Origin of the sequence: Bacillus sp. AFS077874 (assembly GCF_002566505.1) — a bacterium.
GTDB lineage: Bacteria > Bacillota > Bacilli > Bacillales > Bacillaceae_G > Gottfriedia.
Map to the genome: position 1 here is coordinate 15578 of NZ_NUYF01000060.1, position 25476 is coordinate 41053.

At 31.3% G+C, this 25476-nt stretch carries 27 protein-coding genes and 1 other annotated feature; of the genes, 8 read left to right on the forward strand and 19 right to left on the reverse strand.

Annotation, left to right across the window (positions count from 1 at the left end):
• Positions 1 to 228: 228 nt before the first annotated feature.
• Entirely contained in the window at positions 229 to 687 is a 459-nt protein-coding gene (gene tsaA / locus COJ46_RS23665; protein WP_097978631.1) for a tRNA (N6-threonylcarbamoyladenosine(37)-N6)-methyltransferase TrmO, read from the reverse strand.
• 421 nt (positions 688 to 1108) lie between these two features.
• Between tsaA and COJ46_RS23670 the strand changes: the two genes are divergently transcribed.
• Positions 1109 to 2704, forward strand: coding sequence for a peptide chain release factor 3 (locus tag COJ46_RS23670; RefSeq protein WP_097978630.1), 1596 nt, complete (start codon positions 1109 to 1111; stop codon positions 2702 to 2704).
• Positions 2705 to 2827: 123 nt separating this feature from the next.
• Here COJ46_RS23670 and COJ46_RS23675 read toward each other — a convergent pair whose 3' ends face one another.
• The 6 genes from COJ46_RS23675 to COJ46_RS23695 all read right to left on the reverse strand — a co-directional run bounded on the left by COJ46_RS23675 (position 2828) and on the right by COJ46_RS23695 (position 8976).
• Complete coding sequence (locus tag COJ46_RS23675) at positions 2828 to 3340, reverse strand: hypothetical protein (protein ID WP_097978629.1); 513 nt, start codon at positions 3338 to 3340, stop codon at positions 2828 to 2830.
• A gap of 3 nt (positions 3341 to 3343) precedes the next feature.
• Positions 3344 to 3514 carry a hypothetical protein gene (locus COJ46_RS24735; RefSeq protein WP_176522658.1) on the reverse strand — a complete coding sequence of 57 codons (171 nt, stop codon included), beginning with the start codon at positions 3512 to 3514 and terminating at the stop codon, positions 3344 to 3346.
• Positions 3515 to 3663: 149 nt separating this feature from the next.
• Complete coding sequence (locus tag COJ46_RS23680) at positions 3664 to 6747, reverse strand: MMPL family transporter (protein WP_098566403.1); 3084 nt, start codon at positions 6745 to 6747, stop codon at positions 3664 to 3666.
• 21 nt (positions 6748 to 6768) lie between these two features.
• Entirely contained in the window at positions 6769 to 7281 is a 513-nt protein-coding gene (locus COJ46_RS23685) for a MarR family winged helix-turn-helix transcriptional regulator (protein WP_097978627.1), read from the reverse strand.
• Positions 7282 to 7495: 214 nt separating this feature from the next.
• Entirely contained in the window at positions 7496 to 8407 is a 912-nt protein-coding gene (locus COJ46_RS23690; RefSeq protein ID WP_097978626.1) for a DMT family transporter, read from the reverse strand.
• A 14-nt stretch (positions 8408 to 8421) separates the two neighbouring features.
• Positions 8422 to 8976 carry a GNAT family N-acetyltransferase gene (locus COJ46_RS23695; protein ID WP_097978625.1) on the reverse strand — a complete coding sequence of 185 codons (555 nt, stop codon included), beginning with the start codon at positions 8974 to 8976 and terminating at the stop codon, positions 8422 to 8424.
• A gap of 332 nt (positions 8977 to 9308) precedes the next feature.
• Here COJ46_RS23695 and spxA point away from each other — a divergent pair, with 332 nt between their 5' ends.
• From spxA to COJ46_RS23710, 3 genes are all read left to right on the forward strand, one after another.
• On the forward strand, positions 9309 to 9704 hold the full coding sequence (spxA, locus tag COJ46_RS23700; RefSeq protein ID WP_097978624.1) for a transcriptional regulator SpxA: 396 nt from the start codon (positions 9309 to 9311) through the stop codon (positions 9702 to 9704).
• Between the two features lie 105 nt (positions 9705 to 9809).
• A complete protein-coding gene (locus tag COJ46_RS23705; RefSeq protein WP_097978623.1) occupies positions 9810 to 10223 on the forward strand; it encodes an RrF2 family transcriptional regulator in 414 nt (137 codons plus the stop codon).
• A gap of 129 nt (positions 10224 to 10352) precedes the next feature.
• Positions 10353 to 10688: an IDEAL domain-containing protein gene (locus COJ46_RS23710; protein ID WP_097978622.1), complete on the forward strand. Its 336-nt coding sequence runs from the start codon at positions 10353 to 10355 to the stop codon at positions 10686 to 10688.
• A gap of 224 nt (positions 10689 to 10912) precedes the next feature.
• On the opposite strand, the gene COJ46_RS23715 is transcribed toward COJ46_RS23710, so the two are convergent.
• The 5 genes from COJ46_RS23715 to COJ46_RS23735 form a co-directional block, all read right to left on the reverse strand.
• A complete protein-coding gene (locus COJ46_RS23715) occupies positions 10913 to 11821 on the reverse strand; it encodes an SH3 domain-containing protein (RefSeq protein ID WP_176522657.1) in 909 nt (302 codons plus the stop codon).
• 216 nt (positions 11822 to 12037) lie between these two features.
• Positions 12038 to 13513 carry an MDR family MFS transporter gene (locus COJ46_RS23720; RefSeq protein ID WP_097978620.1) on the reverse strand — a complete coding sequence of 492 codons (1476 nt, stop codon included), beginning with the start codon at positions 13511 to 13513 and terminating at the stop codon, positions 12038 to 12040.
• A 365-nt stretch (positions 13514 to 13878) separates the two neighbouring features.
• Positions 13879 to 14127 carry a DUF3243 domain-containing protein gene (locus tag COJ46_RS23725; RefSeq protein ID WP_056466188.1) on the reverse strand — a complete coding sequence of 83 codons (249 nt, stop codon included), beginning with the start codon at positions 14125 to 14127 and terminating at the stop codon, positions 13879 to 13881.
• Positions 14128 to 14282: 155 nt separating this feature from the next.
• The gene (locus tag COJ46_RS23730) at positions 14283 to 15146 is read right to left on the reverse strand and encodes a DegV family protein (RefSeq protein ID WP_098566404.1); all 864 of its coding nucleotides are present in this window, start codon (positions 15144 to 15146) and stop codon (positions 14283 to 14285) included.
• Between the two features lie 177 nt (positions 15147 to 15323).
• Entirely contained in the window at positions 15324 to 15992 is a 669-nt protein-coding gene (locus COJ46_RS23735) for a DUF6944 family repetitive protein (protein WP_097978618.1), read from the reverse strand.
• A 107-nt stretch (positions 15993 to 16099) separates the two neighbouring features.
• Positions 16100 to 16363, forward strand: a binding site (T-box leader).
• Between the two features lie 71 nt (positions 16364 to 16434).
• On the opposite strand from COJ46_RS23735, the gene lysS reads away from it, so the two are divergent.
• Complete coding sequence (gene lysS, locus COJ46_RS23740; RefSeq protein ID WP_097978617.1) at positions 16435 to 18003, forward strand: lysine--tRNA ligase; 1569 nt, start codon at positions 16435 to 16437, stop codon at positions 18001 to 18003.
• Positions 18004 to 18067: 64 nt separating this feature from the next.
• Here the strand turns inward: lysS and COJ46_RS24740 are convergent, their stop codons facing one another.
• A complete protein-coding gene (locus COJ46_RS24740; protein WP_165347078.1) occupies positions 18068 to 18220 on the reverse strand; it encodes a hypothetical protein in 153 nt (50 codons plus the stop codon).
• A 150-nt stretch (positions 18221 to 18370) separates the two neighbouring features.
• Between COJ46_RS24740 and COJ46_RS23745 the strand changes: the two genes are divergently transcribed.
• The gene (locus COJ46_RS23745; RefSeq protein WP_097978616.1) at positions 18371 to 18880 is read left to right on the forward strand and encodes a hypothetical protein; all 510 of its coding nucleotides are present in this window, start codon (positions 18371 to 18373) and stop codon (positions 18878 to 18880) included.
• Positions 18881 to 19068: 188 nt separating this feature from the next.
• On the opposite strand, the gene COJ46_RS23750 is transcribed toward COJ46_RS23745, so the two are convergent.
• From COJ46_RS23750 to COJ46_RS23775, 6 genes are all read right to left on the reverse strand, one after another.
• On the reverse strand, positions 19069 to 19695 hold the full coding sequence (locus tag COJ46_RS23750; protein WP_176522656.1) for a GGDEF domain-containing protein: 627 nt from the start codon (positions 19693 to 19695) through the stop codon (positions 19069 to 19071).
• A 202-nt stretch (positions 19696 to 19897) separates the two neighbouring features.
• Positions 19898 to 20515, reverse strand: coding sequence for a rhomboid family intramembrane serine protease (locus tag COJ46_RS23755; RefSeq protein WP_097978614.1), 618 nt, complete (start codon positions 20513 to 20515; stop codon positions 19898 to 19900).
• Positions 20516 to 20749: 234 nt separating this feature from the next.
• A complete protein-coding gene (locus tag COJ46_RS23760) occupies positions 20750 to 21685 on the reverse strand; it encodes a serine hydrolase domain-containing protein (RefSeq protein ID WP_097978613.1) in 936 nt (311 codons plus the stop codon).
• Positions 21686 to 21836: 151 nt separating this feature from the next.
• Positions 21837 to 22454 (reverse strand): NUDIX hydrolase, encoded by a 618-nt coding sequence (locus tag COJ46_RS23765; protein ID WP_097978612.1) that lies wholly within the window; start codon positions 22452 to 22454, stop codon positions 21837 to 21839.
• Positions 22455 to 22639: 185 nt separating this feature from the next.
• Entirely contained in the window at positions 22640 to 23404 is a 765-nt protein-coding gene (locus COJ46_RS23770; RefSeq protein ID WP_097978611.1) for an exodeoxyribonuclease III, read from the reverse strand.
• On the reverse strand, positions 23401 to 24021 hold the full coding sequence (locus COJ46_RS23775; RefSeq protein ID WP_097978610.1) for a 3'-5' exonuclease: 621 nt from the start codon (positions 24019 to 24021) through the stop codon (positions 23401 to 23403). Before COJ46_RS23775 ends, COJ46_RS23770 begins: the two co-directional genes overlap by 4 nt.
• A 161-nt stretch (positions 24022 to 24182) precedes the next feature.
• Between COJ46_RS23775 and COJ46_RS23780 the strand changes: the two genes are divergently transcribed.
• Together COJ46_RS23780 and COJ46_RS23785 are read left to right on the forward strand one after the other, a co-directional pair.
• A complete protein-coding gene (locus COJ46_RS23780) occupies positions 24183 to 24590 on the forward strand; it encodes a CidA/LrgA family protein (protein ID WP_176522655.1) in 408 nt (135 codons plus the stop codon).
• Positions 24577 to 25266, forward strand: coding sequence for an LrgB family protein (locus COJ46_RS23785; RefSeq protein WP_097978608.1), 690 nt, complete (start codon positions 24577 to 24579; stop codon positions 25264 to 25266). The genes COJ46_RS23780 and COJ46_RS23785 overlap by 14 nt, the downstream gene beginning before the upstream one ends.
• The last annotated feature ends 210 nt before the right edge of the window (positions 25267 to 25476 follow it).

Sequence of the window (25476 nt, forward strand, 5' to 3'; positions counted from 1 at the left end):
CTATCTTTGCCTAATATAATTGTTCTAACTAAATTTCAAATTAAAAATTTTTAATTATTTGTAGAATATAAACTGGATCAGGCAATTGCCGAAGTAAGTGTCATCTCAACAATTGCTTTAATAAGGAAATAACCAAAATTCGATTTAGCTGTTCATAATATAAAAGCAAAAAAAGAGTTTCACAAATAAAACATTTGAGACAACTCTTTCATCATTTTTAAACCTTTATCACCAATATTTTTCCATTAAAGCCTTTGACCATTCTGCTTGTTTGATCTCACCTTTAGGAAGAAATTCTTTCATAATTGGTTTGATATCAATGATTGGCGTTCCATCGATTGCATCCAATCCTTTAACTGTAAGAATGCGGCCACTATGTTTTAAAAGTTCTACTGATGTTAGACCTAATTTATTTGGCCTGTTTTTACCTCTTTGAGCAAAAATTCCAACCTTTGGATAATGAATATTATTTCTAGGATGTCTAGCATTGTATTGAATCATTTCATCAGTCACTTTATCGAAATAAAAAATTATCTCTAGATGTGAAAAATCACTTATTCCACTTAATGCTTCTTCATTAAACTCCTTTGCTAACTCGATTTCAGAGATAATTGAACCCCAGTGATCGTCTTCAATTTCTTTTCTTGAATTTTTAACAAAAGCAATCGGATTAATTGTAAATGTCATCAATTCATCTCCTAACTTATTGTAATTTGTCTATATTATATGGAATTTTTCGCTAATTTTTTCGAAATAATTTTACCAGTAATACAATATTTAACTTCTAAATAGATTGGAGACCTGGTATTAGTGATGCAACAGACCTACTTCATACTTACAAAACCAGTTCCTATAATATTTTTGTTAAAATTTTTTTGAAAAAAGTAGAATTGTATCGGTTGTATGTTCAAAAATTAGTGAATGAATTATATAAAATTACAAAATAAACGATAAAAAAGAAAATTCTTATTTCATAACTTGGAAATCTTGGAAATACTTTGTATATAACTTAGTTACTAAATGTTTCATCAAACGCTGAATTCTAGTATAATAGATAAGATGTAAAAATTTGATTATGATCTTTGATTTAGAAAGGACTTTATAATAGATGGCAAATAAAGAATTAATTAATCAAGTTGCTAAACGCCGTATTTTTGGGATCATCTCTCACCCGGATGCTGGTAAAACAACTTTAACTGAAAAATTACTACTTCATGGTGGAGCAATTCGTGAAGCTGGTACTGTAAAAGCTCAAAAAAATTCAAAATATGCAAAATCTGACTGGATGGAAATCGAGAAGCAACGTGGTATTTCTGTTACTTCTTCTGTTATGCAGTTTGAATACGATGAAAAAATGGTATCAATTATGGATACTCCTGGTCATAATGATTTTGGTGAAGATACATATCGTGTACTAACTTCTGTTGACTCTGCAGTCATGGTAATTGATGCTGCAAAAGGTATTGAGGCACAAACTAAGAAACTTTTCCAAGTTTGTCGTTTACGCGGTATTCCTATTTTTACCTTTATGAATAAATTAGACCGTCAAGCTAAAGATCCATTAGAATTAATGGAAGAATTAGAAGAAGTTCTAGGTATGCCTTCTGTTGCAGTTACTTGGCCAATCGGTAGTGGAATGCAATTTGAAGGTGTTTATGATCGATTAGAAAATGAAGTTCATCTTTTCCGTAAAGATGAAGTGATTAAACTTGGTCAAGATGGCGTTCATGGTTCTGAATTAGAAGCACATTTAGAACCTTCCAATTTAGAAAATTTACGTGATGAAGTTGATCTTTTAGAGGGTGCAGGAAATGAATTCAATTTAGACTTAGTTCGAGCTGGGGAACTTACTCCTGTTTTCTTCGGAACAGCATTAGTCGATTTTGGGGTAACACCATTCTTAAATCATTTCTTAGATATGTCACCTGCACCAGGACCTCGTAAAACAATTAATGGTGAAGTTAATCCAACTGATGAAGTATTTAGTGGTTTTATATTTAAAATTCAAGCTAATATGAATCCTGCTCACCGTGATCGTATTGCATTTCTACGAATTTGTTCTGGCGTATTTGAACGCGGAATGAACGTTATGCTTTCTCGTACAGGAAAACAAATTAAATTAAGTCAATCAACTCAATTGATGGCTAACGACCGTGAAACAATCGACCGTGCATATGCTGGTGACGTAATTGGTATTTACGATTCAGGTACTTATCAAATCGGAGATACAATAACATCTAGCAAACAGAAATTATTCTTTGAGCCATTACCAACTTTCCCACCTGAGTTATTCTTACGAGTTAGCCCAGTTAACTCATTAAAATCTAAGCACTTCCATAAAGGTGTTGAGCAATTAGCTCAAGAAGGTGCAATTCAGGTTTATAAAAATGAATTTAATGAGGTCATTTTAGGTGCTGTAGGTCAACTTCAATTTGAAGTATTTGAATACCGCTTAAAAAATGAATATGGATCTGATATCCGTAAAGACCATGTTGATTATAATATTGCTCGTTGGGTTAAAACAGACGACGTAAAAGGACTTAAGAAATATCAAGATATGCGTAACATGCTAGTATATGACCGTTTCGAACGTCCGTTATTCTTATTTGCAAACGAATTTACTTTCAACCGTTTTAAAGAACGTCATGAGGAATTAGAATTAGTTGAAGCTCTTGATGTGAATAATGAAATACAAGTTGATTAATATAAAAGTGGATGCTTCTAGCATCCACTTTTTTTAATGGTAATTTAACTTTTTGGAGAAGTTGCTATTTTCATTCAGAATTCTCGATTTGATCGGTTTTATCGTTTCATCTTAATAATTCAATTAAAAATAATATTCAAGTAAGTAAAGTTTTTTCTCACTTGGATTTAGGATAAAAATTGCATATTGATCTTGTTTTTCTTGATCGCGTTTTACGTAGTAATAACAATTATCGTTAATAACAACAGGATATTTCAATAGGTTTTGTCTACTTTTCATTGAATGTACTGAATATTTCAAAATTGAATTATTATATTCAGTTACTCGTTGATTGAGATTTTTAATATTATTGTTTGATACTTTAGTCCAATACTTTTTCTTTTTTAGTTTTTTGATTGTTTTTTTATTGTATGTATATTGGGTATATACTGGTCCATCAACACTCAAAGGAACTGTTTCATCTAAGATTATTTTTGAATACGTAGGTTGTTCAATATCAACATGCCAGTTTAGTCGAACCCCCCCCCGTTCACTAAAAAAATGTTGATAAATTTCATACCAACCTGACAAGCCAATTAGGATAGAAAAAATGATTAAAAAAGGTAAGGAAAATTTTCTACTAATTTGTTTCCACATTAATTACACAACCTTACAACCTAAACCATCTTTAAAACATGATTTATAAATGGCTTCATAGGTAGATTCAAGTGGGCTTGAAGAATCAGGATTTAGTTTACCTTTTAAAGAGTAAAGTAGTTTTTCTTGTTTTTTTATAAATAATTTCGTAATGTCTCTTAAGATGGCATACATGTAAAAGCTCCTTAGAACAGATTCTATTTATCTATTATACATTTTTTTCCAAAAGTGAAACAATGAATACAAAAAACAGTCTAAAAAAAAGCCGAACCTACTATTATTTGGATAGCAAGTCGGCATTTTTAACTAAATCTATTATTCTTTTAAATTACATGTTTTTCTGTATTAACATTAGCTTCCTTGTTTCTTGAAAATAAATTAGCCAATGCTTCTGGCAATGCAATCATTGCTGGTAAGAAGATCGGTAATAATATAAAGCAGAGGACGACTAGACCAGTTATTACCGCAATTGCTAATTCAAACAATAAAAGGATTCCAGATGGCATAAGTGTAGCAAATGTACCTCCAAGTATGATTACTGCTGAAATAATTACTCCACCAGTATGCTTAGATGCTAATACGATTGCCTCTTTCGGTGCCAAATGAGTATATTCCTTAAATCTCATCATTAGGAAGATACTATAATCCACGCCTAAAGCTACGATAATTATGAAAGAGAAGAACGGAACAAAAGAAGATATTCCTTCGTATCCCAGCAAATCTATGAAAATATAATTAATCATAAACATAGCGCAGTAGTATGCTCCTAAAAGTGATGCAGTGATAAATACTGGTGTCCAGAATGATTTTATCACTAGGAATAACACAAGTAAAACCCCAATTATAACGATGGTTGTTGTTTTATTTAGGTCACTACTCAAAATATTGTTCATATCATTTGTTGTAGCACTTGGACCTGAAACACCTGACTTTGCATTTGAAAGTTCTGTGCCTTTAAGTCCATTTTTAACAGCTGAATTTATTTTATTGATCGTTTTTAAAGATTCTTTTGAGTATGGATCATTCTCCATAACAATTGTTAGCTTTGTTATCTTTCTATCTTTTGACATAAACATGTCTATTGATTTTTTAAAGTTCTCGTCTGCCAATGCTTCTTTTGGAATAAAGAACGTTTTATTAGAATTATACTGTGTTAAGAAATCATTTGTCTTTCCTAATCCGTCAGATATTTTCTCTAACCCACCGTTTACATCTGATAGTTTTTCCCCGAAAGTACTAAATCCATTGATGCCGGTTACTAGCTGTTGCTGACCTGATTTCATTTGATCAAGTCCATCTGATACTTTATTCATATTTGTGACAATTTTTCCGATTCCAGATGATGCATCGCTTAAGCCACTTTCAAGCTTTTTCAAGCCATCAGCCATTTGAGTTAAGCCATTACTCATACTAGAAAGATTACTATTTGCAGTAGCAAAACCTGAAGTTACAGCATTATAATTATCATTTAATGCTTTGATTCCTTCTGGAGTAATTTGATTTAATGAAGCAACTGTTTGATCAATTGTTTGCTTTATTGTTTGGTAATTTACATCATCTTTTGAATTTGCATAACTACTTCCTAGTGCTGTCACCATTGATTGCATTTGAGAAATTGCGCCTTTTAGACCAAGTAATGCTTGTGCTGATTCTTGGTAATGAGTTCCTAATTCTTTATAACCCGATTGCATTTTCTCATAATTTTTTGCTAATAATGATACACCACTACTCATTTTTCTTAGATTCGTTTCAATCGTTGCTATACCACTAGAGATCGTTTGAGAATTACTAGAACCATTACCAATTCCTGCTTGAATTTGTTTTAACCCACCACTTAATGCTGTTACACCATTTTGTAGTTGCGTTGTTCCATCTACCATTTGGTTAACCTTTGAAAAATCTGCTGATCCTAGTTTATCTTCGGCCAAACTTAATCCGTCATGTATTTCGTTAACTCCATCTTTTGTTTTTGAAATACCATCAGTCACTGTACCCATTTGGCTATCAACATAAAAACTATCAATTTGTTTACTTTCAGGTTGTGTTACTGAAGATACTTGCTTAACACCCTTTATCTTCTTTAGTCTTTCAGTAACATTATCAATTACTGCAAGTGATTGATTATTATCAAGCGCCTGGTTGTTTTCAATAACGACTGTTGCAGGCATTGCCTGACCTTTACCAAAATGATCCGAAACGATATTAAATCCTTTTGATGAAGGATATTTATTACCCAGTTCTCCAATTGTATCAAAGTTTAGCTTTTCTTGATGGGAATAGACCATCGGAGTTAAAATCAATAGTATTACGACAATTGTGATAATCGGTTTCTTTATGGCAAAAGCAGAAGAATTACCAAAAAATTTATTTTCCTTGTGTCCACCAACATTTTTAGATGGCCAGAAAAGTTTTTTTCCTAATACCTTCATAATAAATGGTGTTAACGTTAAAATTTCTAGTAATAATATGCATACACCTATTACAACTACTACACCTGATTTATAAATTGGAGACTCTGCGAATACAAGTGCTAGGAACGCAATGAACACAGTTAAAATACTATAGGCAATTGTTTTACCAGCCGTTTTATATGTGTTTACAATTGATTCATCAACTGAATGTCCAAGTGAAAGTTCCTCTTTGAAACGATTAAAAAGGAGTATGTTGTAATCAGTACCAATCCCAAAAAGAATAAGAATTAGTAGCATTTGAGTAAGACTTGTAATCGGAAATCCAGCTTTATCGATTAATTGAGCAGCTATTCCCATTGAACATAGATAAGAAAATGCAACCGCAATCAATGATACAAATGGTGTAACGATCGACCTAAACGCAATAACAAGTACGACTAAAATAAAAATAACTGTCAAAGCAGCACTTTTTTCAACTCCTGCTTGCGAAGCTTTTAAGTAATCATTATTGATAAAATCTTCACCACTTAGATAATATTCAACTGGTACCTTACTTAATTTATTATCTATTTGTTTTTTAATATCATCTATTTCTCTTCCGTTCTTATCTAGCTTATAGCTCACCATTAGTGTGGTGCCATCTTTTGAGACTAATGAACTTTTTGCATTTGGAATACTAAAAGGATCAATGATTTCCGAAATTCTTAGATCTTTACTACTATCACGTATTCCTTTAACAGCATCGCCTATTTTTTCCATTTCGTCATTCGAAATTTTATTTTTATCATAAAAAACAATCAGATTATTCGTTCCTTTTACAGTATCCATTTTTTTGAGGATATGATCTGCCATAACAGAAGGTGAATCACTATTCGCTCCTTCCTGCCCCTTATTCCGCAGAATAGCATTTATATCAGGCTGAAGAACTGTTAACAATACTGTAGCAATTAACCAAATTGAAAAAATGATCCAACGACCCTTTATGATTTTGTTCACTCGGTCCCCTCCTTCATTATTTTATTTCTCTTTTTTTCCTTTTTCCTCATCAAGAAAGTACAATACGTCAAAGAATTCATAATTATCCATTCCATCTGTCTCCATCTTTTTCTTAACAGCTGTAACTAATAATTTCATTCCTTCCTCTACAATCTCTTGTTCATCATGGTCTAGAAGACTTAATGCACTATTTAATGACTTATTTGCAATTTCAGTAATGCTACCGTGTATTTCATCTGCAATATTTTCAGGTAAAGAAATCTCCACGAAACGTTTATCTTTTGGATTTGGTGTTTTCAATAAAAGGCCTTTTGTAGTCAGACGCTCAACGATATCTGAAACAGTACTTTGCGTCATTTTTAGATTTTTAGAAAGTTGTTTAATGCTCATTGTTTTATGAGCATACACTTCGCCAATAACTCTTGCTTGTGGAATTGTAACGCCATGTTCCTCCGAATGCTTTTGAAGGCTTTTCATTAAAAAACGCTGTAAAAAATCGATTGATTCACGAATAAATTCTGGTCGTTCTACCATTTAATCCCTCCAACAAAATACTTCTAAGTAATATACATCTTATACGATGTATCGTACAAGATTTATATTATTTATCTTAACTACATTTGTCAATTTAAATAAATATAAAAGTCTGTATTCAAAAAATTCATTTCATCTAATCTTAAGATACGTATATTTAAGTAAATTAGCCAATAAAAAAAGCAGTTGAGTATACCAACTACTTTAAAATGTGTCATGCTTTTTTCGAGTTATATTGAAGTGTCGTTTTCTGCTTAGGTTCTTTAATCGATAAATACACTGCTACTACTATTAGAATACTTCCTATGAAAAAAGAAGGACTAATTTCTTCATTTAATAAAAAATAGCCAAATATCGTACCAATCAATGGTTGTAAAAAGAAAAATAATGACCCTGTGGAAGTATCAATAAATTCAAATCCTTTGTTCCAAAGATAAAAGGCACCAGCTGTTGAGATTGTACCCAAAAATATGACACCCATCCAAATCCAAGCATTAGATGGTAAGTGAGTAATGTGTTTACTTTGTTCAATAATTGTAAATGGTAATGTGAAAATTACGCCAAATACAGTCGCCCAAGTTGTTACGGTTAATGATGAATATTTACTAGTCTGAACTTTACTTAGAACTGTATATAATGCCCAAGTAATTGCTGCTCCTACTAGTATGAGATTTCCAAAATATGCACCTAAATTTGATCCACCTTTTGGTAATCCTATTACAACGATTACGCCAATTGTTGCTAAAATTAACGATACGATCTTACGACTATTAATTTTTTCTTTTAAAATAAAAAATGCAAATAATGATATTAATGCAGGTGAAGCTGAAGTAATTAATGAGCCCATTGCTGCGCCTGAAAGCTTAGTACCAACAAACTGGAAACCAATTGAACCAGTATACCCGACTAAAGCAATAACTGCGAGAGGAACCAAATCTTTTTTATTAATTTTCCAGCTTTTTTGGAAAAGACTGATTACTCCTAATGTTAATAATGCTAAAAGAAATCTCATTTCTAGTAATAACCATGGGGAAATACGATCTAATACTACTTTACTGACAACATAAGTCATACCCCAAATACTTGCGGCCAATGATAAATACAATGCTCCTTTAAAGAAGTTCATTTCATTCCCAGCTCCTACTTTTTATTCCAATCATTTTTCGATAGTCCAAACATAATTTCATTTACATATTGGCCTTTAAAATATGAATTTTCTATTATTTTTATCTGTTGAAATCCTAACTTTCTTAATAATTTAATTGAGGATGAATTTTGCTCATCAGCGATTGCGTTTATTTTTTCTTTATTTAATTCATTAAATAAATAATCAAGAATCCCTTGTAATGCTTCAAAGGCATAACCCTTATTCTGGTACATTGGCTCTAATGTAAAGCCGATTTCAATTTGATTTTTAGGAATTGATAAAGTGTGTACTCCAATATCCCCTATTAGTTGACCATCCATTTTATTTTCAATCGCAACTTGAACCCATGAATCAGGAATATTCATTTCAGCTGACTTTTGCTTTTCGATAAAATCAGTCGCTTGTTCATATGTATAATTTTCCCAGCCTTGATAAATCGCAACATCGGGATTTGAACGATATTTATAAAAGTTGCTAACATCTTCATCTTTAAACCTTCTAAGTTTTAATCGACTAGTCTCTATTTTAAAAAATTCTAGTTTGCTCATATTCCACCTCTAAAAATTCTCGTTCTATTTTAATTGTACATTCTATTATACTTAGAAATTTCAAAATAAACTAACTTTTTACACTTTACTTTTTTTAATTCATTGTATATTTCATTTTTGTATTTCGTTTCAGTATAAAACACAATCCATCATTTAAATTTTAAAAATATAGTTGACACTTTTAACTGTAAATAATAAAATTACAGTATACTCATTTAAATTGAGTAAGTAAGCCAAACAATTTGTTTTATTAGATAATATATACTGATTAGTTTTTTATCCCAACTGTAATTTTTTTTATTACATTTTAAATATTAGGAGTGTGTAAAAGAATGGTGAATCTATATGTAACATCAAGTTGTACATCTTGTCGTAAAGCAAAAGCTTGGTTAGAGGAACATGAGATTGATTATAGTGTAAAAAATATTATGAATGAATCTCTTACACTTGAGGAGATTAAATCTATTCTTCGCATGACAGAAGCTGGTACTGAAGAAATTATATCGAAAAAATCAAAAACGTTTCAGGAATTAAATATAAATATTGATTATCTCCCACTTAATGAATTATATAAATTAATCATAAATAATCCAAAAATGTTGCGCCTACCAATAATCCTTGACGAAAAAAGATTACAGGTTGGTTATAATGAAGAAGAAATTCGTAGTTTTCTTCCTCGTAAGCTAAGAACATTCTCATACATTAATTCACAAAAAGTAGCTAATTAATAACTTTTTTTAATAATTAAAGGTCCGTTTTCTAACACATTTTATTGCAGGACTAAATATAATCACGAAATATATAAAGAAATTAACGATTTTAGGAGGCAGACCATGAATAGTGATTTCACTCTTGCCATTCATAGTTTAACTTATCTTGCGCTGCAGCCGGATCGGATGTCTACAAGTGATGCAATATCAGGGAGTGCCTGTGTCCATCCAGTTCGTATTCGTAAAGTGCTTAGTTTGTTAAAAAAGCATGGATTTATAAAATCGAAGGAAGGCACTGGTGGTGGATTTATTTTTGCCATAGATTTAAATGAAGTAAATCTATGGGACATTTATATGATCACCTCTGAGGGGGCGTTGCAACCTAAGTGCCCAGAATCAAATGAAAAGTGTGTTGTTGGGGCAAATATGCAAAATGTTCTTTTTAATATTTTCTTAGGTGCAGAAAAACATCTTGGGGGTTATTTAAAGCAATACACTATTAAGGACATTGTCGATCATATTAAAAGTGAGAAGTAAGCAGCTAAAAAAGTGAAGGTTAAGCCTTCTTTCATCCGAAATGTAATAAAAAAAATTACAGTTTGTTTTAAGGGCTGTAATGATCACAAGTTTTTTAATTAATAAATCTAAATAAGTAGGTGGAATAAAATGAACATAAATAATGATTCTATTTTAAAAATAGGTGACTGGGTTAAAGGTATATCATTGCAAGGAGAATTAGTAATAGGTTATGTTGAATCATTTACTAATCTTGATGAAGTAGTAAAGGTAAATGTCATAACTTCAGATAATAATACGACTGTTGGAAAGTCTATTCAAATGCTAAATAGAAACGTAAAGAAAATACCTGATTCGAAAGTGACAAACAAAGAACAGATTCACTTTCTAATTGACTTGGCCCTCTCAACAGGAGATGAGGATTGGTTTAATGAGCTATCTTCTCAGTTAAACTCCATGAGGCAACTTGTTAATAGCGTAAAATAAAGCTTTTAAAACAGAAGTAATAAGAGTTCCTAAAGGTTGTCTATTAGACAGCCTTTTTTTAGTTCAAAATCTTAACAAAGCCTTTCTGATAAGCCCCCCTTCTTCACCTTCACTCGAACGATAAATAAGACGTTCATCTCTGAAATTAATCATCATGAATCCACAAGTTACTTAGTTTGAAATATAAAAAAACTGATCAAATCATTGACCAGTTTCAAATGATATTAATATTGAGTTAATTTATTCAATGGTGTTTGAATAATTAGTGGTTTTTTTGCAGGATCCAACCATTTTAAAATGGATACTACATTTGTTTTAGATGTAGCTGTGCAGCCTGCAGTATATCCCGAAGTTCCAGCTACGTGAAAGAAGATTGCACTACCCTTTCCTGGGGTTCTCGCAGTATTATAGTTTATTACAAATCCATAATCATATTGAGAAATATTCATCTTTTCGGCAGTTTTCCATCTACCGTTATTTTCTGATGCCAATTGCCAAGTATTATATAATTTGCTAGTTGAATCATCTACAAATACATCATTTGAAGTAATTTTACGGTATGTCATTTTTGTACCTGGATTTGAATATCGACCGAATGCTGTTGTAATTGTATATCTCCCTTCAGGTGTTTCATAATCACCCTCATACTTACTACTAATCATGCCGTTTTTACCGATCACACCTGAATATGTATGTAATTTTTTCCAGCTAGTACCGCTTTTTTCAAATGTTTCAATTAAAACATTTCTTGTACTTTCATTTTCTGCTGACACAATGATTAATTGTTTTGAAGTACCTAAAGTTTTCATTTTATTTACGGTCGTGGCAGAAACTGTAGTTGGAGCTTTTTTAATATATTTACTTGAAACCCATCCAGTTTTTGTTCCACTTTTTATTTTATACCAAGATCCACTTGTGCTTGTAATCGTAACTTTCGCACCCTTTTTAAGTGTCCCAATTACTTTATAACTAGTACTAGGACCACTTCTTATATTTAAAACTGATGCAGTTACAGTACCGCTTATCGTCGCAGCTTCCACGGTCTTAATTGAACTCGGAGTACTATTTCCATAGAATAAACCTCCAGTTAAAATTGATAGTGCCAAAGTTGTTTTGCAAATACTTTTAATCATTAAATCAGCTCCATTGTAAAGTAAATCTATATTCGAGCCTTTATTATACATAACTAACCTTACATAATAAGGACATTTTTATTACAATTCAATTAGTTTTATAACAGTTCTCTTAAAATTGTAGAAATTATTAAAATTCTTCCGATACTATTTAAATTATAATCAAAAATGACAAAAAAAGAAGCCAATTTTAAATTTTGGCTTCTTTTTTATTTCTTAATGTCCGACCATCATTGATGATTTTGATTCGTCAAGATCTGCTTTTGACGCATCTGCATCTTGCACTTTTGGTTTACGTAAAATAATTGCTAACAACGCTCCTACTAATGCAATACCTGCTGCTAGTAAGAATGTATCACCAAATGCTGAAATCATTGCATTTAATGGATTCGTTGTTTTTGCCATATAATCCTTTGTACTTGAAGTTAAAAATCCAGCCATACCTGCTACTGCAAATGATACCATTACTTGCTGAGCAGCTGCAGTTAAAGGCGTTACACGACTTACTAAATGTCTTGGTGCAGATTGTAATACGTGTGTATTAATCGGCATCATTGATAATCCCATTCCAGCACCCATCATTGCAAGTGTTAACATTATAAATGTGTTTGAAGAGTCAACTGTAATTTTAGAGAAAATGAATAGTGCAGATGTGATAATTGTTAAACCAACTAACGCCATCGGTCTAGCTCCAACTTTATCATACATTTTCCCACCAATTGGCATCATTAAAGCAGATGCTAATGCTTGAGGTAACATAATTAAACCCGTTTCAAATGCCCCATATTGTTTAACTGTTTGTAAAAATAATGGAACAATTAGGAAAGAACCGAATAAAGCAATTTGCATAATCCAAGTAATTAAAATACTTCTAACAAAATCAGACGATTTAAAAACACGTAACTCAAGTAAAGGTTGTTTTAGGCGAAGCTCAACAAAGATAAAAAGTAATAAAGCAACACCACCAACAATTAAACCTGTTAATGTTCCTTTTGAAGTCCAACTTATTGAACTTTGACTAACTCCGTAAGCTAACATTGAGAAAGCGATTGGAGCAATAATAATTCCTAATCCGTCTAAAGCAGGTACTGATTTAGATTCAAAATTAGGTAAGAATTTAGCACCAATGATCATTGCAATAATACCGATTGGTAAATTAATTAGGAAAATCCAATGCCAAGTAGAATACTCAACAAACCATCCTGAGATAACCGGACCTAATGCAGGCGCAAGTAACATCGGAATTCCAAGCATCCCCATAATTGAACCGATTTTTTCTGGAGGAGCTAATCTAAAGATAATTGCCATACCGATTGGCGCAACCATTCCTCCACCAATACCTTGTATTACTCGAAATAAAATTAACTGTTCAGGTGTTTGAGCTACAGAACAAAGAACTGATCCGATTGTAAAAAACAAAATCGTTAATAAGAAAATTTTCTTAGCTCCAAAACGATCAGACATCCAGCCTGCAAGTGGTATAACAGCCGATAATGCCAATGTATATCCTGTAATCGTCCACTGCATTTTTGTTAAATCAGATTTAAAATATTCGGTAATTCCAGGTAATGCTACGTTTACTACCGTACTATCTAAAATAACCATGATCATACCTACGATTACTGCCATCATTGGACCAATAATCGTTTTTACACTAAACGGCGTGTCAGCCGAGTTTTGCTGATTATTCATATATTATCCCCATTTCTTCTATCTATTTTTGTCAAGCAGTATTGAAATTCGTTCAAATTTTCCATTCTATTTATTAGTGCAAAAAAACATTTTATGATAAAAGCGAAATTTGAACAGAAAGTCTATCATACAAAAAAACAATTAAAATGTAAATAGTTATTGTCCTTAATCCGAAAACAGTACTCACAATAAGTACAGTATATGTTAATTATATGTCCTTTTCAAGTTTAATTTTTTAATTAGTTTTATTGTTTCTTTGTAAACCTACTTTGTTGCTTCAAACAGAAAGTTTTAATAATAAAACAAATAAAAAATAGCCCTTATGATTCTATTCACTGGGCTATTTTTTAATCACAATATTTTAATTATTTATTTTTAACATACTTCATCATTAGGTGAGCAATTGTATGTTGCTCTTGTTCATCTGCAACTTCCCAAAGGTCTTTTAAAATTTGTTCTTCTGCATTTTTTGGTTCAACTTCATTTGCTAAATAATTTCCTAAGCGATATGCCATTTCAGAAATAGCACCTTCACCAACACCTTTTTCACCTGTTGCATCTAAACGATCACCTAAAAAATCTTTCCATTGATCCCAGTTATCTAAAATTGACATCGTTTTTCACCTCATAATAATAGTTGTTGAAGATTACATAAATACTATTTGCCTTTTATGAAGTAATTATGTATGAATTATTATCCGGGTAATATTATCAGAAAATTTAAATAAAAAGAGCTAACCATTTTGCAAAATTAGCTCTTTTAGTTATTTTATTTTTTATTCTCGTTCATAAAAAATATCGCTAAAGTACCAGGCCCTGCATGAGCACCTATAGCAGAACCGATTGAATTAATGACAAATTCCTTACATCCAAATGTCTCTGCCATCGCATTTTTAATTTCAATTGCTTTTTCTAGATCGTCACCGTGAGAAATACCAATTAATTGAGTTGATAAATTTGTCCCTCTAGATTCCATAATTTCAAGAATTCTTTTTATCAATTTTTTTGAACCTCTAATTTTTTCAAGTGGAATTAACTTTCCATCTTCAACGTGTAAGATCGGTTTAATATTTAATAAATTGCCGACAAAACCAGCAACCTTACTCAAGCGACCTCCACGCACCAAATATTGAAGGTCATCCACTGTAAAGATATGTTCTATATGTTGTATGCTATGTTTAATATTATTAACAACCTCTTCTTTTGTAGCTCCGTCCATCGCAAGCTTTGCAGCATTAACAGCAATTAACCCTTGTCCGATTGATGCACTTTTTGTATCAAATATCTCTAAATCAAAATCAGGAAATTCCTCGTCAAATTCATTTTTTACCATTACTGCTGATTGATATGTACCTGAAAGTTCAGAAGAAAACGCAATATAGATACATGGTGTATTTTCTTTTGCATATTTAACGAAGGTATTATAAATATACTCATAAGACGGAAGAGACGTTTTAAATACTTTTCCATTACGCATTTCATTAAATAAAGTCTTTGAATCCAATGTTAAACCATCAAAATATTCTTTTTCATCTTCTGAATAAACTCGTAGTGGAATGACATCAATATTATATTGTTCAATGATCTCTTTTGGTAAATCAGCCGCACTATCCGTAATAATTTTTAAATTCATCTAATCATACCTCTGTTTCAAAAAATTGGTTTATTCTATTTAAACTCATAAATTCTATTCTCTCACAAAATGCTTTTACAGAAAAATAAAATGTTTTAATATAATTTTAATAATAATATTTGCTATTAACTAATATATACCTTCTTTTTTTCATATTCTTCACAAAAAATTATTAATTTACCATTCGAACTGTTTATTTGGATAATAGCCATATCGATATTCTAATTGATTTTTTTCATCTTCACTTCTTTTTTGACGCAATGCATAAATAATTAATATGGATCCGAACACTTGTACCCAGCTACCAACAAGTAATAAATCTTTACCTAATATAATCTTATCACGTAGTAACGCCGCATTAGCAATACTGTCAATTAAAGCTCCTAAACCGATTAATTGATTACCATAAGCCTCAATTTTATCTAGTTGCGTCCCCTCGATCAATGCTCCGGTTGTTTCAATTTGAGCACCAATTGATTGTATAATACCTCCTAGCGCGTTTAACCTAAAACCTTCTTTTTCCATTCCTTCAATTTCTAAATTTGTTGCAAATGTATTTGTAGCATTTCCGGCTGCTTGAATCCAAGCACCAATCATCATTGTTAATTCATATTCTTTTTCTATTTCATTTTCATTTTCTTTTTTTGCTCTCTCATATAATTTTTCTCTTCCAATTGCTTGAATGGTGTTGCCAAAAGCTTCGATCGCATTACCTTTAGCGAATAAACTTCTACCAAAGTTTTCACTTACGATTTTTGTACTTGAAATACCAACTGCAGCCGTTGATGTACCTAATAATAAAAAATACGCACCGATTAGGGGTAAATCATCAACTAAATCCCTCAATTTGGCACCTCCATTCAAACAGTATTTAAACTAGTTTATTCAACTTTAAATTTAATTGACAATTAATATTGTTTTGATTAATATAATAACAATTAATATTTCGAAATTTAAAAGCTATGAAGAGAAAAGTAGTAAAGTTAAAATTATTTACAGAGAGCTCCTGAGTGCTGAAAAAGGAGTAATAATGAACTTTATGAAAAAAGACTTGGAGCTTCGTATGGAACTAAAGTTCACTTTAGGGATGGTACGACGGGTTCTCCCGTTATAGAGATAGGGTATAAGCATTCGTGCCGTACCTAAATAAGGTTGGTATGGTAACATATCAATAAACTGGGGTGGTACCACGAAGTTAACAAACTCTCGTCCTCAAGATGATTAAATCTTGGGGGTGGGAGTTTTTTTATTTGCAATTGTTAAATAAAAATAATTTTGAGGTGAAAACATGCATTGGGCATATAAAATCGCAAATGAATTAATTGAAAAATATCCAAATAAAGAAACTTATGTATGTGCATCTGGCATAAGTCCATCCGGATCGGTTCATATTGGAAATTTTCGTGAGATCATTACAACTTATTTTGTTGTGAAAGCTTTAAATAATTTAGGTAAGAAAACAAGATTTATCTTTTCTTGGGATGATTTTGATCGTTTTAGAAAGGTCCCAAATAATATTGATCCAACTTATCATCGTTTTATAGGGAAAGCTTATTCAAATATTCCTGACCCATTTGGTTGTCACTCAACATTCGCTGAACACTTTGAAAAGGAATTTGAAAATTCCTTAACTGAACTAGGAATTGAGGTTGAGTTTATTTATCAAAGTAAAGAATACAAATCTGGTAGATACAATGAAGACATAATATATACTATTGAAAAAAGAAAAGAAATTTATGATATTTTAATGAAGTTCAAAACAAATGTTCCAACTGAACAAGAACGTAATGATTTTTACCCTATTACTCTGTACTGTGAAAATTGTGAGAAAGATGATCCTTCAATAACTCAATATAATAAGGAAAGCAAAACTTTAGATTATACATGCCGTTGTGGATTTTCAAATCAATTATCTGTAGAAGTTTCAAACAATATTAAATTAAACTGGAAAATTGATTGGGCAATGAGGTGGATGAAAGAAGATGTTGTTTTCGAACCTGGTGGAAGAGATCATTCATCTGAAACCGGGAGTTACAATGTTTCAAAAGAAATTGCTAAAGCTATATTTGACTATGATGCACCTCATTATACACCTTATGAGTTTATTGGCATAAAAGGTCAAAATCAAAAAATGTCGAGCTCCTCTGGTAATTTAATAACCCCAGCTGAGTTAATGCAAATCTATTTACCCGAAGTGATTCTCTTTATGTTTGCTAAATATAAACCAACAGCAGCATTTAAGATTGGTCTAGATGAAGACGTGATTAAAAACTATTCAGAATTTGAACGGTATCAATCAAATTATATTGATCAATCTTTACTCGATTTAGATATTTGCCAATCGGTCGAATTTGCACATAACGGCAAAATTGATAAAAAATATCCAAAGTTTAATCATGTAGCTAGCATTCTGCCTCTCGTTAATTACAATATAGATCTTTTAAAAGACATATTTGTTAATAATGGAGAAACTTACTCATCCATTGAAATACAGAAAATTAGTCAGTTCGCTGAATATTGGATTAAAAAATACAATCCACAAAAAAATATCATAATAAATGAAAAACAGGCTTTTGAATTTTATCACTCTTTAACTGAAGAACAGCAATATTGGTTGAAAAATTTATGTGACTATCTATTAAATACAGAGCTCCAAAATCAAACTGAATTAATGAAAGAATTATACTCGATTTGTTATCATGACGATAAAAAAATAATGAAAGCAAATCAAAAATCTTTTTTCACAATGATCTATCAGCTTGTTTTAAATAGAACAAGTGGGCCACCTATTCCTTTGTTGTTTCAAGCAGTCAATAAAAATCAGTTAATCCATTTGTTTAACTTCAACAAAGGTTAATATAAGGGCAAAAATAAAAATGAGACTCAGATTTATAAAATCTGAGTCCCATTTTAATCAAATTTTATTGAATACGATTTTTAAATGCTTCTTCTGTCACAATATAATCTTCTTCTCGATCTTCATGTTTACGGTCTTCAGGAGCGACTAGTGATCCTTTTGGATGAGTTGGTTCATGACCTTTTTTCTTATGATTAAAGCTTTTACCTCTTGCCATTATAAAATCCTCCTTAGTTAAATCATCATTAATAATATGAGTAATTGGACTTTAACTTATAGATGGTAGATTATTACAAGGAGGAATTTTAATAGTCTGATTTTGATGATATGATAATGAAAAAGACTTAATTAATTGTTGAGGTAGAAGATGAAAAAAGAATTTGCAATCAGTATTTCAAATCAGATTAAAAATTGGATCGTTTCAAATAATTCTTTATTTAATATTGAAGAAATACCAACAACTTTCAATACATTACAAAATTTTCAACAATGGACAAACGGTAAACCAATTGTTTCAGCCTTTCATTTAAGTAAAGTCGAGGAAGAAAGCTATTATTTACTATTAATCGACTGGCATCGTAATGACAATTTTTATTTAGTCATATATGTTGAAAATAAATCTACAACAGCTGCAGAAATAAGAGAAATTCGTGAGCAAGATGGACAATTTTCTTTAGTTTGGAAATATAATCCATTGAAACGGGACGGTAAAAACGCTGAACGAAAAGCCTATTTCAAACAAGTATTCGGTTCTCTTCAAGTAGAGATACCAATTCCGAGCACTCCTAATGAAGTTGAACGATTTTTTAATGATCTCTACAAATTATGTAGAAACCGTCAAACAGCAGACAGAATTATAGATCTATATGATATTTAAATTAAAAATGAGCACTCTACCAAAAGAAACACCTTCTATAAACTAGAAGGTGTCAGACTGCCCGAAAACGCTCGCTTTCTTCGTTGCTTCGCCTGTCTGCGGTGCTCATTACCGTCTAAGGTAACTCCGCTCCTCACCAGNNCAGGCTTCGCGCCTCGAAAGACAAACGCTTGCAATCAGTCTGAAACTCAAGTTTTTTGTACTTTGTCTACACACTGACACCTTCTATAACCAGAAGGTGTTTCACCGTTCAAATCTTCGTAACAAATAACACAATTTTTCCCGTTTTGTTTTCCTGCATACATAGCCTTATCAGCGCGATTAATACTCTCAACTACACCTTTTTGCGGATTAAATTTCGATAGTCCAAACGTCATTGTTACGTGTATGTTTTGACTTTCATAATGAAATTCATGTTCCTCAAGCGCACATCTTAGTCTATCAGCTATTTCTTTCGATTGTTGAAAAGGTGTTTTCGGTAATACGATTAGAAACTCTTCTCCACCCCATCGTCCTAAATAATCATCATTACGAATCAATTCTTTGATTAACTTAGCACTCTCACTTAATACAAAATCACCCATTGTATGACCATATTGATCATTAATTTTTTTAAAATTATCGATATCAAAAATCAAAAATGAGCAGTTTAATTTAGTTTCAGTTGTTTTTTCTAATTCAGATAGGATTAAGTCGTGGAGCCCTCTTCGATTTAAGACACCAGTTAAAGGATCCTTTAAAGAAAGATCTTCTAACTCGGTTTTTTTGCTTTCTAAATCACTTACTAATACCTTCAATTTTCTTTCAGCATCCATTCTTTTTTCTGCTATCCAAGTAATCCAGACTAAAAGAATTGTGATAAATATTATTGGTAGAATCTTCATGCCAATGATTTTTAGCATAGTTGAGGTTATCAAAATATAATAAAATGTCCAGTCCGTACCTGGAAAATCACATTTTAGCACTTTCATTCCGTTAATCGTTGTGAGTGTTAAAACATATTCTCATATATGTACTCTAAACATTAACAGAGTTTTGGAACCTTGCACCCTTTTTTAATAAAAGAGGAGTAATCATAAAACCGATGATCATACCTGCCAAGTGACCAGTTAAACTTGTTGACGGTATAATTAATGAAGATAGTAATCCAATGCCTAAAAATGTTATGACAAACTTTCGATCATCTGAAAAGAGCATCTTTTTTCTAAATACGGTAATAAATAAATACATTCCTAAAAAAGCATAGCCTACTCCGGATGCTCCTGTCTCAACTGTATTTGGCGAATAGTTAAAATTAATAATAAGTCCTGTAAGAATAACCGATATTAAATAAAATAGTAAAAACTTAACTGAACCTAACGCTCTTTCTAATGGTCTACCTAATATAATCATAAAGGTCATATTCATAAAAAAATGAGCGTAGCTTCCGTGCATAAATGCATAAGTAAACAGTCTCCATATTTCACCTTGTTTTACTAATTCGTGTTCATAACCACCTAAATTGATGATATTTTCAATCGTATACCCACCTAAAAATGTCGTAATAATCGCTAAGATAGTACATAAACCAACCATAATCGTTGTGATTGGATATTTCCTAATAAACGTTTTGAAGTCTTCTGTCACTAAAAACATCAATCTTCATCCCTTCTTGGAGCTATTATCAAGTTGTAATTATATTTTCTAATTACTTAATTCGACATTTTTTAAGTAAATTCCTATTCTCAAATAAAAAAATCATACAAAATTTAGAGGTAGGAATTGGAATTACTGGATAAAGGGTATTTTAAAGATTATATAAAAGAGTAGCCAATATCATGGATTATTAATCCTTGGTTTATGTATCCAACTTTACTTCCATTTTAAGTCCTATTCATTTGTTAATAGTAAAGGATAGTATTTTTGAATGATTTTTAATGGGGTAGAAGTATTGATATATTTTGCACTTGTAAAAACAGCTACGAATTGATTTTTTGGTGAAATAAAGATGAATTGGCCTCCATAGCCCATGGCAAAATAAATCGTTGTATCATGATCCTTTAACTCTATATTTTCTAGCACCCACCAATGATAGGCATATGAACCAACATGCGGATATGTATGGTACTTCGCTTTTGTTGATTTTTCAATCCACTCACTTGAAATAATTTGTGTATTATTCCATTTTCCTTTTTGCATCATTAATATCCCAATCTTTAGTAAATCATCTGTCGTTAAACTTAAGCCAAATCCACCAATATTAATTCCTTTTGAATCTTCATGCCAAATAAACTCGTTTATGCCTAACGGATCAAATAACATTCGTTTTGCAAAAGTAGATAGTTTTTCATTCGTTACCATCTGAATAATTGCACTTAATACTTGTGATGCTCCAGAATCATAAATCATTTTTTCACCTGGATTATTAACCATTTCTTTTTCTAGTACATATTGAATCCAGTCTTTACTATTAATCATTGGGAATGGACGCCCACCCCATTCTCCCCACTCTTGCCAATCATATCCTGGTGTCATAGTGAGCAAATGTTCGATTGTAATGTCTCGTTTTTCCGTTTCAATCATTGGAAAAAATTTAGAAATTGGTACATCAACATTTTCTATAAAGCCATTATCAATTGCAATTCCGATTAACATCGATAAAACACTTTTTGTAACGGAATTAATTTTGAATAGTTTTGTTCCGCTTTTTGAATTTTTATAAAAATTATATTTAATTTCTCCATTTTGATAAATAAGACAAGTAGAAATGCGTTCTTTTTTTAATTCATTTTCGAATTTTACATAGTTCATAGAATTTGTTTTCAAATCATTTCTCCTTTTGAGTTGATTTTGTTAGTTCTTTCTATTTTAATTTTTAAATCTAATTATGTATTATTTTCCCTTAAAACAAAATCGAGCTGCGCAAGCAACTCTAAAATGATTTATTTAACATTTTATCTATTTTTTAAAATGATCTTTAATCAAAACAAGTTTCTTTATTAGGGTTCTGATAATATTCGAACATTAATTCTAATTGAGAAGCAGTATTTCGATTAAGTGAAAGCTCTGGTAAATGCTCTTGATCAAAGAAATCAATATCACTTGTTTCTATTCCAATTGAGGGATTACCACCAACAATTTCACACTGAATAAATAATTTGTAATAGTGATATGAATGAGGTGGATGATCATGCTTTGTCATGTCTAAAACTGCTAGTAGTTTCTTCACTTCAACTTTATAGCCTGATTCTTCAAAAATTTCTTTTACTACATTTTCTGAAGCTGACAATCCAACGTCACAAAAACCACCTGGTAAAGACCACTTATTTTCTAGCTTTTCTTTTACTAATAATAGTTTTCCATTTTTAAAAACGACACCTCTAACATCAAGCTTTGGTGTGGGATACCCCCGTTCATTGCGAAACAATCCTTCGATTTCCTCAATTTGTAATTCTGAATAATGATTTAAAATATCAGCACTTATATGTCTAAGTTCTTCATATCTTTCCTTATCAAAAGCATCTTTCGTAAAGGTCAATCCTGCTTGAGAAATTGCTTGGATTCTCTGTGCCCATTCTAGCCATTTTATACTCATAGGAATCCACATCCTTTCCTACTTTTAGGTAGTTTTATAAACAATTTTTATACTTTGTCCTACCTTTAGTTTACGCATAGTTGCTTCTCGTTGACTTACTAAATGCCTATATAAAAAAAGAAAGCTCTAAAACCTTAGAGCGTTTGTCAACAGTCTGAAAATTAAATTTTTGTACTTTGTCTATATTAAATGATCGAATCTTCCATCGTTAAAACAACGGGACAGTGGTCACTCCCCATAATATGGGAGTGAATTTCTGAATTTATTAGCTTATTTTGAAGCCTATTCGAAATAATAAAATAATCAATACGCCATCCTATATTTCGTTCTCTGACTTTTGCCATATAAGACCACCAACTATATGATCCTTCTTTAGTTGGATTTAAAAATCGAAAGCTGTCAGTAAAGCCACTTTCTAATAATGCTGTCATTTTACCACGTTCTTCTTCCGTAAAGCCAGAATTCGTACGATTTGATTTTGGATTTGCTAAATCAATTTCATTATGTGCGACATTTAAATCCCCACATAAGATGACAGGTTTATGTTCATCGAGCTTTTTTAAATAGTTTTTAAAATCATCTTCCCATTTTAATCTTATTGGTAATCTAGCTAAATCTCGCTGAGAATTAGGCGTATACACATTTACCATATAAAATTTCTCGAATTCTAAGGTTAATACCCTTCCTTCTTGATCTTCTTCTTTACCGTTAAATCCAAAACTTACATTTAATGGTTTATGTTTCGTAAAAATTGCAGTACCTGAATAACCCTTCCTTACTGCAGAATGCCAAAATTGATAATAACCGTCTAATTCCAACGTTATTTGATCTTCTTGGCACTTCGTTTCTTGTATACAAAATAGATCTGCTTTTTGTTCATTAAAATAATCTAAAAATCCCTTTTGTACACATGCTCTTATTCCGTTTACATTCCAAGATATTAATTTCATACTTTTTTCTCCAATTTACGTTTAGGCTTCGGTTTTACTAATGATGAACGATAATCAAACTGATGAATTTGCCCATGGTAAATCGAAGTTTTCTCATATAACTCATCAAATGATGAGATTTCATATTCCTTTGTTAAATGAAGAAATATTTTCGCGCAAGCCTCTGCATCCGCTAATGCATGGTGATGATGCTCTAATAAAATACTGAATTGACTTGATAAAGTATCTAATGAATAACGAGATTGTTTTGGCAATACCTTCTTAGCAAGCTGCAGTGAACATAGTAAATTATTTAAAGCTGAAGGTATACCGTATCTTGATAAATTATCTTTTAATGCATAACCATCAAATGCTAGATTATGTGCTACTAATGTTTTCCCCTCAATTTTATCTTTAATCGTTTCATAAAATTCTGGGAAAAGAGGTGCATCTTGTACATCTCTTGGCCTAATTCCGTGCACAGAAATATTCATCGAATAAAATTCTTCTTCAGGATTAATCAGAGAGTAAACTTGGTCAACAATTACTCCTTCTTCAACAAATACAAAACCGGCAGCACAAATGCTATGTCGATTGTAATTTGCCGTTTCAAAATCGAACGCTACAAATGATTTCATTTTATATAACTTCCTCTATTTATATGATAAAACTATTATAATCTTTTTTATAAAAAGATGCATTTTTATAATAACGAAAAAAGTTCACATTTTCGCCATAATTTATTGTACAATAATAAGATTAATAGTCTATTAGTTAGTAGAATCAAAGGATGTTGAAAATGAATTTTGTAAAATTGATTGTTCAAATAAGCTTTCTTTACTTATTATTTTTTATTGGAAATTTAATTCAGCAACAATTTCATCTAATTATTCCAGGAAGTATTATTGGTATGTTGTTATTATTTTGTTTACTATTTATACCATTCTTTAAGGAAAAATGGATTCGAAATGGGAGTAATTTTTTAAGTAAGCACTTAACGCTCTTGTTTATTCCAGCTACTGTAGGAATAATGAATTATTCTTCTATTTTAAATTTTCACGGTTTAATTTCTATTATAATCGTATTAATTAGTACAGCAGTTGTATTTACAATTACCGCAAGCATTAGTTCGTATCTTACTTCGAGAGCCCATAAAAAACAAACAACTGATTTATTAATTGGGAGGGATACGAATGAAGGACTTTAAAAGTTTACTATTTATCCTCTTAACCATTTTATGTTATATTCTTGCTAAAAAAATGTACGCTAAATTCACATACTCACTATTGATTCCAATTGTTACCTCTACTACAGTTATGATCATCATTCTTGTAAATCTTCATATTACTTATGAATCGTATATGCTTGGTGGAAAATGGATTAATTTACTTTTAGGTCCAGCTGTTGTTTCTTTTGCCTATCCATTATACGAGCATCGCGCAACATTAAAGAAACATTGTATGTCGATATTAGTTAGTGTAATGGCTGGAACAATTGTCGGTCTACTTTCAGGTGTATACTTATCACTATGGCTCGGATTAAAAAAAATCATCCTGCTTTCTTTAGCAGCAAAATCAGTTACAACTCCTTTAGCAATGGGCATCACTTCAATGATTGGTGGTATTCCGTCTTTAACAGTTGTATATGTAATGATTGCCGGTATTTCAGGATCAATGTTTGGTCCCGCAATTCTAGCAAAACTTAAAATAGAGCACCCAGTAGCGATTGGGACTTCGTATGGAATCTCATCTCACGGAGTAGGTACAGCAAAAGCAGCAGAATATGGGAAAATTGAACAAGCAATTAGTTCAATTGCCATGACGCTTAGTGCGATATTTGCCTCTATTCTCATTCCATTTTTAATAAGATTAATTCTAAAATAAAACTTCCCACAAGGTACATATTTTCCTTGTGGGATATTTTTTGATTTTCACAGATCATTCTAATTAAATACAAAAAAAGTGTCTCAAAAGTACGATAACTTATGAGACACCTAATTCAATATTTTTTTAATTTACCAAGGTCTTCCACAACATCCGCCATGCCATCCCCATGGTCGATAATAACCCCACGGTCTTCCCCATCCCCAAGGA